Raw genomic sequence first — 12,969 nt, 5'->3', positions numbered from 1 at the left:
TCGGCCTTCGTTACGAAGGCCGATCATGTCGTTCTCGCCGAGCGCTGTCTCAAGCGCGTTCGGCCAGCACCGCGTAGTCGCCGCGTGCCTCCAGGCACAGGGTCTCACCGCACCAGAGTCGCTGCACCAGGGCGATGCGCCCGCGCCCCTTCTCATCGAGCCTTGCGGCGAGGCGCTCGGGCCCCTCCTCCGCCTCGGGCAGACACTCCAGACAATAATCGCCGGTCACCGGTGCCAGGAATCGCTGGGTGGCCTCGGCCACCACCACATCCCGGGCGAGGCCTCGACGCCGCAGCCAGAGGGTGGCCCAGCACCAGCCCAGCAGGGTGGTCTGGGCGGCGAGGGAGCCACCGAAGCCGGTGCCCTTGTCATTGAGGTTGGGGGTGAGCGCCAGCTCCCAGCCGAGCCGGTCGCCCTCGCGGCGCATCTCGCGGATGCCCAGCTGCCGAACCAGCGGAATCGCCTCGCCTAGCCAGGCGAGAAATTCGCCGGGGTCATCCTCGCCGCCCTGGGGCGGCAGGGGGAGTCGCGGGTGGGGAACGCCGATATCACGCATCTCAGCGCCAGTGCTCGACGAAGTCGTCGATATCATGCTGGGCGATGGGCTTGTGGCGGCCGCCCAGGGTGCCGAGATAGATGAAGGCCACCACCTCGTCGTCCTCGTTCAGCCCCAACCCCTTGCGTACCACGGGGTCGAAGGCGTACTTGCCGCTGCGCCACATGGCGCCAAGGCCCTGGGCATGGGCGGCAAGCAGGATGGCGTGGGCGGCACAACCGGCCGAGATCACCTGCTCCACCTTGGGTACCTTGGGCACCTCCGGGGTGACCTTGGCGATCACCGCAATCACCATGGGAGCACGCAGCGGCTTCTTGCGGGCGGCGTTCAGGGCGGTATCACCGACATGGGGATCCTCACGATACTCCGCCTCGGCGAACAGCTCGCCCAGCCGCTCCAGGCCCTCGCCGGAGAACTCGATAAAGCGCCAGGGACGCAGCTCCTTGTGGTCCGGTGCCCGCAGGGCCGCCCGATAGATGGCCTCGAGCTGTTCGGCATTGGGCGGTGGCCCCATCAGCTTGCCCATGGAGCTGCGTTCATGCAGCAGCGATATCGCGTCCATCATTAACTCTCCCTTGGCAATCTTGATACGAGAACAGTTCTCGCTACTCTAAATGGCTTTCGCCACTCTAGCAGCGCACCGCTCGCCTGTCGTGCGAGTGGGGCGGCGGCACCTATTGACGCGCGAGCCTAAGCGGCTCAGGGGGGCGCTCACCCGGTGTGGCCCGCCAGGGGCTGATATCTAGCCCGCCTCGGCGTACATAGCGTGCCAATACCAGCAGCCGCTCGGGACGTGCGCGGGCCATCAGATCGGTGAAGATGTGCTCCACGCAGTGCTCGTGGAAGTCCTGATGCTGGCGATAGCCGATCAGGTAGCGCAACAGCCCCTCGCGGTCGAGCCTGGGGCCGCGGTAGCGAATCAGCACACTGCCCCAGTCGGGCTGGCCGGTAACCGGGCAGTTGGACTTGAGCAGGTGCGAGTGCAGGGTCTCCTCGACGATCTCCTCCCCCACCACCAGGTGCTCGGCGCTGGGCGTATAGTCGTCGATCTCGATATCCAGCTCGTCCAGGCACTCGCCGGGAAGGCGGCGCGGCATCAGCGCCTCGTCGTCGACGCCGAACAGCTCGACGGAGACCGCGGCCCCGGCGACATGCGCCAGATCGCGCTCCAGCGTCTCGATGACCGCCTCACGACTCTCGAAGCGGCTCTGGTTGAAGCCGTTAAGGTAGAGCTTCCAGGACTTGGACTCGATCAGATGGGGTGAGTCCGCAGGCAGACGAAAACGTGCCACGGCCACCACCGGCTTGCCGCGCGCGTTCAGCCAGCTAACCTCGAAGGCGTGCCACTCGTCCTCGCCGACGAAGGGCAGAGCCCCCTCCTCGATCCCCAATGGCGCCCGGTTGGCGGCACGCGGTATGGCATAGAGCAGCGAGGCATCGTAGTGCTCGGGATAGGCGGACTCACGCCCCAGCGGGGCATCCGCGAGGGTTTCGGGACGATGGTTCATGAGCGGATCCCCTTGCCACGCTCCAGCATCCACAGGGCCACGCCGAACAGCACCACGATAAAGGTGAAGATCGCGGCCAGGGCCCAGCCCACCGGGATATCCGAGACACCGAGGAAGCCGTAGCGGAAGACGTTGACCATGTAGAGGATGGGATTGAGCATCGACACGCCCTGCCAGAACTCCGGCAGCAGCGAGATGGAGTAGAAGACCCCGCCCAGATAGGTCAGCGGTGTCAGGATAAAGGTCGGCACGATGGAGATATCATCGAACTTCTTGCCCAGCAGGGCGTTGATAAAGCCGCCGATGGCGAACAGCGCCGCGGTCAGCACCACCACCAGTACGGTCAGCACCGGGTGCGCCACGCTCAGGCGGGTGAAGAACAGTGACACGACCGTGACGATCAGGCCGACCCCAAGGCCCCGGGTCATGCCGCCGAGCACGAAGCCGGAGAGAATCACCCAGTTGGGCATCGGCGACACCATCATCTCCTCCACGCTGCGCTGAAACTTGTTGGAGAAGAAGGAGGAGGCGACGTTGGAGTAGCTGTTGGTGATCACCGCCATCATGATCAGCCCGGGGACGATGAAGTCCATGTAGCTGTAGCCATCCATCTCGCCGATACGCGAACCGATCAGGTTGCCGAAGATGATGAAGTACATGGTCATGGTGATCGAGGGCGGCAACAGGGTCTGCGGCCAGATACGCGTGAAGCGCTTGATCTCCTTGATCACCAGAGTCCACAGGGCGATCGCGATCTGATAGGGATTCATGCGCTGGCCTCCTTGTCCTTGGCGGCGGCTTTCTGGTCCAGGGCCTCGTTGCCCTGCTCCACCATGGAGACGAACATCTCCTCCAGGCGGTTGGCGCGGTTGCGCATGGAGACCACCTGAATGCCACGCTCGGAAAGCGCCTCGAAGATGTCATTGAGACGCTGGCCACGATGGACCGCCACGGCGAGCTGGGCGGGCTCCGACTGGGTGACCTCGAAGCCGGGCACTTCCGGCACCTCATCCAGCGCATGGGCCAGGTCGAACAGGAAGGTCTCGGTATCCAGCTCCATCAGCAGGTCGCGCACGCTGGTATTTCGAATGATCTCACCGTGGTTGATGATCGCCACGTTGCGACACAGGCTCTCGGCCTCCTCCAGGTAGTGGGTCGTGAGGATGATGGTGGTGCCCTCCTCTCGATTGATGCGGCGCATGTACTCCCACATGCTGCGGCGCAGCTCGATATCCACGCCGGCGGTAGGCTCATCGAGGATCAGCAGCCTGGGGCGATGCATCAGGGCACGGGCGATCATCAGGCGCCGCTTCATGCCGCCGGAGAGCATGCGGGCATTGCCGTTGCGCTTGTCCCACAGGCCCAGGTCACGCAGCAGCTCCTCGGCCCGCGGCAGGGCCTCGCGCCGCGACATGCCGTAGTAGCCGGCCTGGGCCAGCACGATATCGATGACCTTCTCGAACTGGTTGAAGTTGAACTCCTGGGGCACCACGCCCAGGTGGTACTTGGCGCGAGCGAAGTCACGGTCGATATCGATGCCGAAGATCGACACCTTGCCGTCGCTCTTCTGCACCAGCGAGCAGACCACGCCCAGTGTGGTGGACTTGCCGGCCCCATTGGGTCCGAGCAGCGCGAAGAAGTCCCCTTCCGCGACATCGAGGTCGATGCCCTTCAGGGCCTGGAAGCCATTGCCGTAAACCTTGGTCAGGCCACGGATGGACAGAGCCGGTTCGGCCATGTGCAATCCTTGAAACGATTCGGTGTTCGATAGCGGGGATTCCGCAAAAAATATGCTGCTAACGATATGAGGGCGATACCTTACCGATTCAAGCGGGTATTCGCGCCATGTTGACCCCGTGACACCGGCCCCCTAAGCTGGGTCGCATTCCTGGGGGAGTCCTTGTGGACTGAGATTCCGGCAGCGTGCGCAGATGACACGCCCGGTGACCCTTCGAACCTGATCCGGATAATGCCGGCGAAGGGAAGGAAGTGCCATCTGGCCATGCTTCTCACCCAACGCAACTGCGTCCTCTCGTAGCGACGCTCGGCATCGTACCGGGCCTATCCACGCTAGGGAGTACGTCATGCTGTCGACCGCCCACGCCTTCTGGTGGCTCATCGTCTTCTCCGTGCTGTTCGCCGTGCCGGGCCTGCTCTATGCACGCCGCCACAACGAGAGCCTCGAGGACTTCATCATCGCCCGCAACAGCCAGGGGGCCACCGCCACGGTGCTGACCCTGATGGCCTCGACGCTGGGCACCTGGATCCTGTTCGGCCCCGCCCAGGCGGCCACCTGGGGCGGCCTGGGTGCCATTGCCGGCTATGCGCTGGGCTCGCTGGCGCCCCGGCTGGTGATGATTCCCCTGGGGCGGCGCCTGCGCGAGCTCTCGCCGGGCGGCCACTCGCTGACCGAGTTCGTGATGAGCCGCTACGGGCGCCCCATGTACGCCTTCACCCTGGTCATCATGCTGTTCTACCTGTTCATCTCCCTGGCCGCGGGAATCACCGCCATCGCCAAGATGGTCGCGCTGCTGGCGCCGGTCCCGCTGTGGGCGACCAGCTCGGTGGTAATGGCGGCCACCCTGCTCTACACCCTGTATGGCGGACTGCGTGCCTCGATCTTTACCGACAAGGTGCAAATGATCGTGATCATGCCGCTGCTCGCCGTGCTGCTGATCGTCGGCTGGCAGGCCGCCGGCGGCGTCGGCCCCACCCTCGCCGGACTCGAGTCGGCGGCGCCGCAACTGCTGGATATCACCGACCTGGGGGGGCTCAAGGCCGGCCTTACCTTCTTCCTGGCCGTGATGCTGACCGGACTCTTCTATCAAGGCAACTGGCAGCGGGTCTACGCGGCGCAGAGCAACCGCGCCGTGGGCCTTGGCTTTCTGCTCGGCGGCCTGTTGAGCGCCCCGATGATCTTCGTGATGGGGCTGTTTGGCCTGGCGTTCGTGGGGCTGGGTCTGCCCGGTGACGGCTCGGTCGCGCTGTTCAGCGTGCTGCTCGCCGATATTCCCGGCTGGTTCGCCGTGGGCCTGATCTTCCTGGGCCTGGCGCTGGTCATGAGCAGCGCCGACACCACCATCAGCGCCGCCTCGAGCATGATCGCCGTGGATGGCGGACGGCTGCTGCCTGACGCCAGCGGCCAGCGGCTGATGCGGCTGTCGCGCTGGCTGATCCTGCTGCTGGCGCTGCCGGTGACCTTCGTGGCCGCCCAGGGCTACAGCGTGCTCTACCTGTTCCTGCTGGCCGACCTGCTCTGCTGCGCGGCGGCCTTCCCGGTATTCTTCGGGCTGTTCAATCGCCGCTTCGACGGCCGCGCCGCGGTACTGGCCACGCTCAGCGGCCTGGTCGCCGGACTCACCCTCTTCCCGGTTCCGGGCGACGCCTTGAACACCCTGATGGAGTCCTTCCTGCTCGCCACCTTCGTGCCGGTCGTGGCGGGCCTGGCACTCCTGGCGCTGCTGCCGGCGAAGCAACGCTTCGACTTTGCGGCACTGAGCGCCGGCACCCGACGCTTCGAGGGGTAAGCGCCTTTCGCACCAGAACGCACAACGCCCCTCGAAAGGGGGCGTTGTTTATTGTGGGGAACCGCTACCGTGAACGGATCACCAGGAGCTTCAGCCCGCCGGCCTCTCGAGGCCGAAATGCCCCCGCAGCGTCGCCGCTTCGTACTCTTCCCGGAAGAGTCCGCGACGCTGAAGCTCCGGCACCACCTGATCCACGAAGTCCTCGATCCCGGAGGGTAGCGACGGCGGCATCAGGTTGAAGCCGTCCGCCCCGCGGCCGTGGAACCAGCGCTCCATCTCATCGGCAATGCTCTCCGGGGTACCGATCATGGTGCAGTGGCCGCCGCCCGCGGCGAGCCGCCCCAGCAGCTCGCGCAGGGTGGGCTGCTCGGTCTCGACGATGCGCAGAATGGTGGCATAGCGCCCCTGGGGACCACGAAATTCGGCCAGCGGCGGTAGTGATGGAACTGGTGCATCCAGATCCCAGCCACTGCAGTCCTGCTCGATGAACAGTCCCAGCTGGCGCAGCGAGGCCTCCACCGGCAGACAGTCGTCCAGCTCCCGCTGCTTGGCACGAGCCTCCTCCATGGTAGAGCCCACATAGGTGACGAGCCCCGGCAGGATCGGCACCGGCGCGGTGCGCCCGGCCGCCGCCACCCGCGACTTGATATCCCGATAATAGGCCTGGGCGGCCTCCAGGTCGTAGGCGACCGCATAGATCGCCTCGGCGTAGCGCGCCGCCAGATCGCGCCCCTGGGAAGAAGCACCCGCCTGCACCAGTACCGGGTTGCCCTGGGGAGGCCGCGGCAGGTTGAGGGGCCCATCGACCAGGAAGTGCTCACCGTGGTGGTCAATCTGGCGCACCTTGTCGGGATCGGCATAGCGGCCCTGACGATCGCGCTCGATGGCGTCGTCGGACCAGCTGTCCCACAGCGCCAATACCGTCTGCACAAACTCCTCGGCACGCGCATAGCGCTCGGCATGCGGTGGCATGGCCGCATAGCCGTGGTTGCGTGCCTCGCTGTCGAACATCGAGGTCACCACATTCCAGCCCACTCGTCCGCCGGAGATATGATCCAGCGAGCCCACCAGCCTGGCGGCGTGGAAGGGCGTGTAGAAGGTGCTCGAGATCGTGCTGATCAGCCCGATCCGCCGAGTGGCACGGCTCATGGCGGAGAGTGCGGTCAGCGGCTCGAGGTGCCAGTGGAAGCCATCTTCCACGCTACCGACACTCATGCCGTCGGCGAAGAACAGCGCATCCAGCTTGCCGCGCTCGGCGATGCGGGCCAGGGATTCATAGTAGGCGATATCGCCAAGGCGCTCGGCGCAGGAGTCGGGATGGCGCCATGCCGCGCGATGGTGGCCATTGCCCATCACGAACAGATTGAGGTGCAGCTTCTCGCCGGGATTGCGTGCCTTCATCACCCTTTCACCAGTCCACCGTCGACGATCAGATTCTGACCGGTGACCGCCCTGGACCAGGGTGAGGCGAAGAACAGCGCCGCGTCGGCAAACTCCTCCGGGGTGGTCACACGCCGCAGGGGGGTGTTCTGCGCGATCAGGTCGAAGACCGCCTCCGGGGTCGCACTGGACGCATCGGTCGTGCGCAGCAACCCACCGGAGATCATGTTCACGGTGATGTTGTCGGGCCCCAGGTCGTTGGCGAGCGTGCGGGTCAGCGAGAGCAGCGCGGCCTTGCCGGCGGTATAGTCGTGGTACGGCACGACGGGGTTCTGGAACAGATTGGTGCCGATATTGACGATGCGCCCACCTCCCTGCTCGCGCATGCCGGCCAGCGCCGCCTGGATGGTGTTCAGCGCTCCCCGGTTGACACCCTCAAGCTGCTGCTGAAGCTGCGACCAGTCCAGGGCATCGGCGTCGGGACGCGCGTCGCCGTTAAAGGAGAACGCGGGCAGGGCATTATTGACCACGGTGGTAATCGGCGTGCCGAAATGCTCACGAGCCTGCTCGAACAGCGACTCGATCGCCTCGGCGTCACGCACGTCGGCCTGGACGGCCAGTAACCGCTGTGGCGCCTCCTTCACCAGTGCCTCGGCGGCATCGCGACTCTGGAAATAGTTCACCACCACCCGGGCGCCCTGACCGAGAAAGGCTCGGGTCAGATGAGCGCCGAGCCCACGAGCACCGCCGGTGACAAGCACGACCTGCTGGTCGATGGCCTGCTGGTCGATGGAGAGAGAGGAAACGGCCATGACGACTCCTTGGTACGCGGCAAAGGGCGCCGCGCTGGAGCCGGCCGACATCCCTTCGCCAGTGTGAACTGGATCAGGTTCGACGGGTATTTTCTCAGCGGCCACGACCGCACCCCGTGTCTAGTGGGGCACCATAGCGCATTCGGACGGACAGCAACAGCCGGGCCGGCATTCCGGCTCATGCAGTGAGCCCTGGCCTGACCGGGGAAACAAGGGAGTCTTCTGGAGTGAAATACGAAAAACGACAAGCATCATCAGCCAGGCTGGCGCCTTAGCTAATGCTCAGAAGCTTATAATCAGAATTCAGGGGGGGGGAGGGGAAACCGATTGGAGCGGGAAAGGAGATTCGATCGGACTGGCGTTCCAGCTCCTGACGCGAGCCTTGGCCAGTAGCATGAAACCGATTGGAGCGGGAAAGGAGATTCGAACTCCCGACCCTCGCCTTGGCAAGGCGATGCTCTACCACTGAGCTATTCCCGCATCATATCGGTACTACTGTCGGTGCAACGAGAGCGAGTTGGCGTCCCATAGGGGGTTCGAACCCCTGTTCCCGCCGTGAAAGGGCGGTGTCCTGGACCACTAGACGAATGGGACGCTATATCTTCCTTTCAGAAGATGGAGCGGGAAAGGAGATTCGACCGGGCTGGCGTACCAGATCCTGACCCGAGCCTTGGCTCTCTTACCGCAACATTGGAGCGGGAAAGGAGATTCGAACTCCCGACCCTCGCCTTGGCAAGGCGATGCTCTACCACTGAGCTATTCCCGCCTGTCTCGCACTTCTCGTTCTACTACTACCTCGACGACTCACTGTTGTGAGTCGAAGAAGTGGCGTCCCATAGGGGGTTCGAACCCCTGTTCCCGCCGTGAAAGGGCGGTGTCCTGGACCACTAGACGAATGGGACGCTGTATCTTCTTTTCAGAAGATGGAGCGGGAAAGAGATTCGACGGGGCTGCCGTCAGCCGGGCTGGCGTACCAGATCCTGACCCGAGCCTTGGCTCTCTTACCGCACCGTTGGAGCGGGAAAGGAGATTCGAACTCCCGACCCTCGCCTTGGCAAGGCGATGCTCTACCACTGAGCTATTCCCGCATTCCGGTTATCTGACGATTCGAGTGGCGTCCCATAGGGGGTTCGAACCCCTGTTCCCGCCGTGAAAGGGCGGTGTCCTGGACCACTAGACGAATGGGACGCAATGTCTCGTCTCGTCGAGATGGCGCGCATATTATAGGCCACACGGCCAAGTGTCAAGCCTTGGCATGCCTTCCATATCAGGTAGTTGACAGAGGGGGCAACGCTGGATAGAGTACGCGCCGCTGGCTACGTAGCTCAGTTGGTTAGAGCACATCACTCATAATGATGGGGTCCCCTGTTCGAGTCAGGGCGTAGCCACCAGAATCACACAACCCGGCGCCATCGGCGCCGGGTTTTTTGTGTGCTCAAGCCAGCTCGGGGCGGTTGCAGAAGGCAGCCAGCACCCGAGTCAGATAGGCCACATCTTCGCTTCCCGCGGTCTCACGGATCGAGTGCATGGCCCACTGCGGCACCCCCACATCGAGAGCCGGCACACCGAGCTCGGTGGCGGTGATCGGCCCGATGGTGCTGCCACACCCCATGTCGGCACGCGTCACGAAGCTCTGCACGGGCACCTCGGCCTCGCGACAGAGGTCGCGAAACAGAGCCGCCGTCGCACTGTTGGTGGCGTAGCGCTGACTGGCATTGACCTTGATCACCGGTCCGCCGTTGAGTGCGGGACCATGGGCCGCATCGTGCTTGTCCTGGAAATTGGGATGCAGAGCATGCGCGTTGTCGCAGGAGATCATCCGCGAAGCCTGGATCAGCCGAATGAAGCCCTCCTCGCTGCCGTCGCCGAGCCGCTCGTGAACCCGGCGCAGCACATCTCCCAGAAAAGGCCCCTGGGCGCCACAGGCGCTGGCGCTGCCGACCTCCTCATGGTCGTTGGCTACCAGCACGACACCCTGCTTGCCGTCACTGGCCAGCAGCGCCTCCAGGCCGATAAAGCAGGAGAGCAGGTTGTCGAGCCGAGCGCTGGCAATCAGCTCGCCCTTGCCCCCCACCCGCGCAGGCGGCTGCATGTCATGAAAGCCCAGCTCGAAGTCGAGCAGCTCGAACGCCTCGATGGCATGCTGCTCTGCGATCCACTCCTTGAGCAGCCGCGGCAGGTCGCCCTCCTCACCGCCCTGCAGCAGCACCGGCGCCATCTGGGTCTGGGCGTTCAGCGCACGACCGCTGTTGGCCTCGCGATCGAGATGGATGGCCAGACTGGGAATGATCGCCACTGGGCGGTCGACATGCAGCAGGCGCCCCTCGAGACGGCCATCGGGGTGGCGGACATGCACCCGGCCGGCGAGCCCCAGTTCGCGGTCGAACCAGGGCGCCAACAGGGCTCCCCCATAGACCTCGACGCCGAGCTGCAGCCAGCCGGCTGCGGTCTGGGCGGCATTGGGCTTGAGCCGCAACCCGGGGCTATCGGTATGGGCACCGATCATGCGCAGCGCCTCGAGCCGCGTCTCCGGCAACTGCAGGGCGATAATGGAGGAGTCGTTGCGCGTCACATAGACCCGATCGCCCGGCGTCAACGACCAGGCGTCGCGCTCGTCCAGGCGGCGGAAACCGGCGGATTCGAGGCGGGCCGCCATATTGGCAGTAGCATGCCAGGGGGACGGCGAGCGGTGCAGGAAGTCGAGAAGCCGCGTAAGCAGTTCATCCTGAGAGAGCATGGGTTCCTCTAGGGTTGGGCAAAAGTGTAGATGATGGGCACAGCGGGTAAGCTGCTACAATGGACGACCGCCCCGCGCAACTCGCGAGCCGGATTACGGTCAAGGGAATTGAGTGTACATCAAACCGGGAGTGCTTCATTGATGAGCCCGCTTGCCCATATGGGACGAACCATGGCCTTGTTGGCAGCGCTGCTGCTGGCCACTGGCGTCGCCCTGGCACAGCCAGAACCCACCGACGACCAACGCCGGGCTGCCACCGAGATGGCCGAAGCGCTGCGTTATGGTCACTACGCCGACATCAGCCTGGATGACAACTGGTCACGCCGAGCCTTCGAGCGCTATCTCGATGTGCTCGACAGTCAGCGCGCCTTCCTGACCGAGCAGGATGTGGCTGAATTTCTACCACTGGAGAAGCAGCTCGATGATGCCCTGCTCGATGGCGAGCTGGCCCCCTTCTTCGCACTCTATCAGCGCTACCATGAGCGCGCCGAAGCACGCTTCGAGTGGCTACTCGAGCACCTCGACCAGGGCCTCGACTTTACCTATGAAGGAGATCAGCGCCTGGAGCTGGACCGCGAGGATGTCCCCTGGGCGGAGAGTACCCAGGCTCTGGATGAACTGTGGACGCGCCGCCTCAAGAACGCCGCCCTGACCCTGGTAATCAGTGGCCAGGACGACGAACAGGTTGAGAGCAACCTTCGCCAGCGCTATGAGGGCCAGCTCAATCGCCTGCGGCAGACCAACGAGGAGGATATCTTCGGCCTGCTGATGGCCGCGGTCACCGGCAGCATCGACCCCCACACCGGCTACCTCTCCCCCCGCCAGGGTGAGTCCTTCGATATCCAGATGCGCCTCTCGCTGGAGGGCATCGGCGCACTGCTCCAGGCCGACGGCGAATACGTCAAGGTCGCAAGCCTGGTGCCCGGCGGCCCGGCGGAGCGCGCCGGTGTGCTTGAGCCCGCCGACCGCATCGTGGGAGTCGGCCAGGAAGATGGTGACATGGTCAACGTAGTGGGCATGCGCCTCGACTCGGTGGTGGAGCTGATCCGCGGCCCCAAGGGCTCGGTGGTGCGCCTCGACGTGGTACCCGCCCAGGCGGTGGACATGACACGCTCCAGGGAAGTCCGGATCACCCGGGATACCGTGAAGCTCGAGGACCAGGCGGCCCAGAGCGAAGTGCTGGAGCTTGAGCGTGATGATGGCGTGCATCGCGTTGGCGTGATCACCGTGCCTACCTTCTATGTCGACTTCGATGCCTGGCAGGCTGGCGAAGATAACTATCGCAGCACCACCCGCGACGTGGCCAAGGAGATCGAGACACTGCAGAACCAGGGCGTCGAAGGTATCGTCCTCGATCTGCGCAACAATGGTGGCGGCGCCCTGCAGGAGGCCAACTCCCTGATCGGGCTATTTATCGATCGCGGCCCGACCGTTCAGGTACGGGATGCACGCGGACGCATCAGTCTCTACGGCGATACCGAGACCGGTGCCGTCTACGATGGGCCCCTGACGGTGCTGGTCAACCGGCTATCGGCCTCCGCCTCGGAGATCTTCGCCGGCGCCATCCAGGACTACGGGCGTGGCCTGGTCGTCGGTACCCCCACCTTCGGCAAGGGCACGGTACAGACCCTCAATGAGCTCAGTCATGGCGAGATCAAGCTGACCCGTGCCAAGTTCTATCGCATCTCCGGCGAGAGCACCCAGCACCGTGGCGTGGAGCCGGATATCATCTTCCCGAGCCTGGTCGACCCCGAACTGATCGGCGAGAGCAGCCTCGACAACGCCCTGGACTGGGATACCGTCCGCTCGGTGCAGTACCGGGAGTACGGCGAGCCATGGCGCTTCCTGGAGACGCTGCGGGCCCGCCATCGCGAGCGCGCCGACACCCACCCCAACTTCGTCTACCTCGAGCAGCAGGCCGAACTGAACCGCCGGATGCGCGAGGAGACGACCAGCGTCAGCCTCAACCGCGAACTCCGCCAGGCAGAGACCGAGGCACTCGAGGCCGAGCAGCTCGCCCTGGAGAATCAGCGTCGCGAGGCACTCGGCCTGGAGCCCCTGGAGGAGTGGATCGACGCCCGCGGCGAAGAGGACGACAGCGACCAGGAAAAGGAAGAGGAAGAGCCGGTGGAGCAGGTTCAAGTGCTGGAGGCCGCGCACATCCTGCTCGACCATTCCCAGCTCGAGAACAACTACCGCTTCGCCCACCGAGAGTGAGCCTTTCCCCACCATGAAAGAGGCCGTCGCCTCGGGGCGACGGCCTCTTTCATTGCATGCGACCCACCGTGCATGCGACCCGCCGTGACAGCCCCAGCGTCGGGCAGACACGCAACACTCACTCAGTAACTCACCCAGAAACTGGCACAGAGACTTATAGACATGCAGAAGCACCGGTATAAAACCCGGTGATCATTACCGTACGCAGAAATGAGGTAAAGCTAGAGAAAAC

General features: G+C 64.5%; 10 protein-coding genes, 7 tRNA genes and 2 riboswitches. Of the genes, 3 read left to right on the top strand and 14 right to left on the bottom strand.

Features of this window, described 5'->3' with window-relative positions; translation table 11 throughout:
• Nucleotides 1–49: 49 nt before the first annotated feature.
• From GRB80_RS00795 to GRB80_RS00775, 5 genes are all read right to left on the bottom strand, one after another.
• Entirely contained in the window at nucleotides 50–556 is a 507-nt protein-coding gene (locus GRB80_RS00795; RefSeq protein ID WP_161422203.1) for a YiiD C-terminal domain-containing protein, read from the bottom strand.
• 1 nt (nucleotide 557) lies between these two features.
• The gene (locus tag GRB80_RS00790; RefSeq protein WP_132041544.1) at nucleotides 558–1,118 is read right to left on the bottom strand and encodes a nitroreductase family protein; all 561 of its coding nucleotides are present in this window, start codon (nucleotides 1,116–1,118) and stop codon (nucleotides 558–560) included.
• 112 nt (nucleotides 1,119–1,230) lie between these two features.
• Nucleotides 1,231–2,064, bottom strand: a complete 834-nt coding sequence (gene queF, locus GRB80_RS00785; RefSeq protein WP_161422202.1) for an NADPH-dependent 7-cyano-7-deazaguanine reductase QueF — start codon at nucleotides 2,062–2,064, stop codon at nucleotides 1,231–1,233.
• On the bottom strand, nucleotides 2,061–2,834 hold the full coding sequence (locus GRB80_RS00780) for an ABC transporter permease (RefSeq protein ID WP_161422201.1): 774 nt from the start codon (nucleotides 2,832–2,834) through the stop codon (nucleotides 2,061–2,063). The genes queF and GRB80_RS00780 overlap by 4 nt, the downstream gene beginning before the upstream one ends.
• Complete coding sequence (locus GRB80_RS00775) at nucleotides 2,831–3,802, bottom strand: ABC transporter ATP-binding protein (RefSeq protein ID WP_161422200.1); 972 nt, start codon at nucleotides 3,800–3,802, stop codon at nucleotides 2,831–2,833. The genes GRB80_RS00780 and GRB80_RS00775 overlap by 4 nt, the downstream gene beginning before the upstream one ends.
• 142 nt (nucleotides 3,803–3,944) lie before the next feature.
• Nucleotides 3,945–4,065: riboswitch (TPP riboswitch) on the top strand.
• Between the two features lie 83 nt (nucleotides 4,066–4,148).
• On the opposite strand from GRB80_RS00775, the gene GRB80_RS00770 reads away from it, so the two are divergent.
• Nucleotides 4,149–5,591, top strand: a complete 1,443-nt coding sequence (locus GRB80_RS00770; protein WP_161422199.1) for a sodium:solute symporter family transporter — start codon at nucleotides 4,149–4,151, stop codon at nucleotides 5,589–5,591.
• Between the two features lie 90 nt (nucleotides 5,592–5,681).
• Here the strand turns inward: GRB80_RS00770 and GRB80_RS00765 are convergent, their stop codons facing one another.
• From GRB80_RS00765 to GRB80_RS00730, 8 genes are all read right to left on the bottom strand, one after another.
• Complete coding sequence (locus GRB80_RS00765) at nucleotides 5,682–6,992, bottom strand: LLM class flavin-dependent oxidoreductase (RefSeq protein WP_161422198.1); 1,311 nt, start codon at nucleotides 6,990–6,992, stop codon at nucleotides 5,682–5,684.
• Nucleotides 6,992–7,783: a 3-oxoacyl-ACP reductase gene (locus tag GRB80_RS00760; protein ID WP_161422197.1), complete on the bottom strand. Its 792-nt coding sequence runs from the start codon at nucleotides 7,781–7,783 to the stop codon at nucleotides 6,992–6,994. The genes GRB80_RS00765 and GRB80_RS00760 overlap by 1 nt, the downstream gene beginning before the upstream one ends.
• 33 nt (nucleotides 7,784–7,816) lie before the next feature.
• A riboswitch (TPP riboswitch) is annotated at nucleotides 7,817–7,910 on the bottom strand.
• Between the two features lie 278 nt (nucleotides 7,911–8,188).
• A tRNA-Gly gene (locus tag GRB80_RS00755) sits at nucleotides 8,189–8,263 on the bottom strand.
• Nucleotides 8,264–8,301: 38 nt separating this feature from the next.
• Nucleotides 8,302–8,377: transfer RNA gene (locus GRB80_RS00750), tRNA-Glu, on the bottom strand.
• Between the two features lie 97 nt (nucleotides 8,378–8,474).
• A tRNA-Gly gene (locus tag GRB80_RS00745) sits at nucleotides 8,475–8,549 on the bottom strand.
• Between the two features lie 60 nt (nucleotides 8,550–8,609).
• Nucleotides 8,610–8,685 (bottom strand) — tRNA-Glu (locus GRB80_RS00740).
• A gap of 111 nt (nucleotides 8,686–8,796) precedes the next feature.
• Nucleotides 8,797–8,871, bottom strand: a tRNA-Gly gene (locus GRB80_RS00735).
• 24 nt (nucleotides 8,872–8,895) lie between these two features.
• Nucleotides 8,896–8,971, bottom strand: a tRNA-Glu gene (locus tag GRB80_RS00730).
• A 126-nt stretch (nucleotides 8,972–9,097) separates the two neighbouring features.
• Here GRB80_RS00730 and GRB80_RS00725 point away from each other — a divergent pair.
• Nucleotides 9,098–9,174: transfer RNA gene (locus GRB80_RS00725), tRNA-Met, on the top strand.
• A gap of 44 nt (nucleotides 9,175–9,218) precedes the next feature.
• Here the strand turns inward: GRB80_RS00725 and GRB80_RS00720 are convergent.
• Nucleotides 9,219–10,520, bottom strand: coding sequence for a M18 family aminopeptidase (locus GRB80_RS00720; RefSeq protein ID WP_161422196.1), 1,302 nt, complete (start codon nucleotides 10,518–10,520; stop codon nucleotides 9,219–9,221).
• Between the two features lie 141 nt (nucleotides 10,521–10,661).
• Between GRB80_RS00720 and GRB80_RS00715 the strand changes: the two genes are divergently transcribed.
• Nucleotides 10,662–12,737 (top strand): carboxy terminal-processing peptidase, encoded by a 2,076-nt coding sequence (locus tag GRB80_RS00715; RefSeq protein WP_132041398.1) that lies wholly within the window; start codon nucleotides 10,662–10,664, stop codon nucleotides 12,735–12,737.
• Nucleotides 12,738–12,969: the final 232 nt, after the last annotated feature.

The sequence above is a fragment of the Halomonas icarae genome (genome assembly GCF_009901955.1).
GTDB classification, from domain to species: Bacteria; Pseudomonadota; Gammaproteobacteria; order Pseudomonadales; family Halomonadaceae; genus Halomonas; species Halomonas icarae.
Note: the sequence above shows the minus strand (reverse complement) of the source record. Positions and strands in the feature narration are given on the sequence as shown.

Coding starts and splice junctions, on each gene's coding strand:
- GRB80_RS00795 (WP_161422203.1), bottom strand. CDS start 556: ATGCGTGATATCGGCGTTCCCCACCCGCGACTCCCCCTGCCGCCCCAG.
- GRB80_RS00790 (WP_132041544.1), bottom strand. CDS start 1,118: ATGGACGCGATATCGCTGCTGCATGAACGCAGCTCCATGGGCAAGCTG.
- queF (WP_161422202.1), bottom strand. CDS start 2,064: ATGAACCATCGTCCCGAAACCCTCGCGGATGCCCCGCTGGGGCGTGAG.
- GRB80_RS00780 (WP_161422201.1), bottom strand. CDS start 2,834: ATGAATCCCTATCAGATCGCGATCGCCCTGTGGACTCTGGTGATCAAG.
- GRB80_RS00775 (WP_161422200.1), bottom strand. CDS start 3,802: ATGGCCGAACCGGCTCTGTCCATCCGTGGCCTGACCAAGGTTTACGGC.
- GRB80_RS00770 (WP_161422199.1), top strand. CDS start 4,149: ATGCTGTCGACCGCCCACGCCTTCTGGTGGCTCATCGTCTTCTCCGTG.
- GRB80_RS00765 (WP_161422198.1), bottom strand. CDS start 6,992: ATGAAGGCACGCAATCCCGGCGAGAAGCTGCACCTCAATCTGTTCGTG.
- GRB80_RS00760 (WP_161422197.1), bottom strand. CDS start 7,783: ATGGCCGTTTCCTCTCTCTCCATCGACCAGCAGGCCATCGACCAGCAG.
- GRB80_RS00720 (WP_161422196.1), bottom strand. CDS start 10,520: ATGCTCTCTCAGGATGAACTGCTTACGCGGCTTCTCGACTTCCTGCAC.
- GRB80_RS00715 (WP_132041398.1), top strand. CDS start 10,662: ATGAGCCCGCTTGCCCATATGGGACGAACCATGGCCTTGTTGGCAGCG.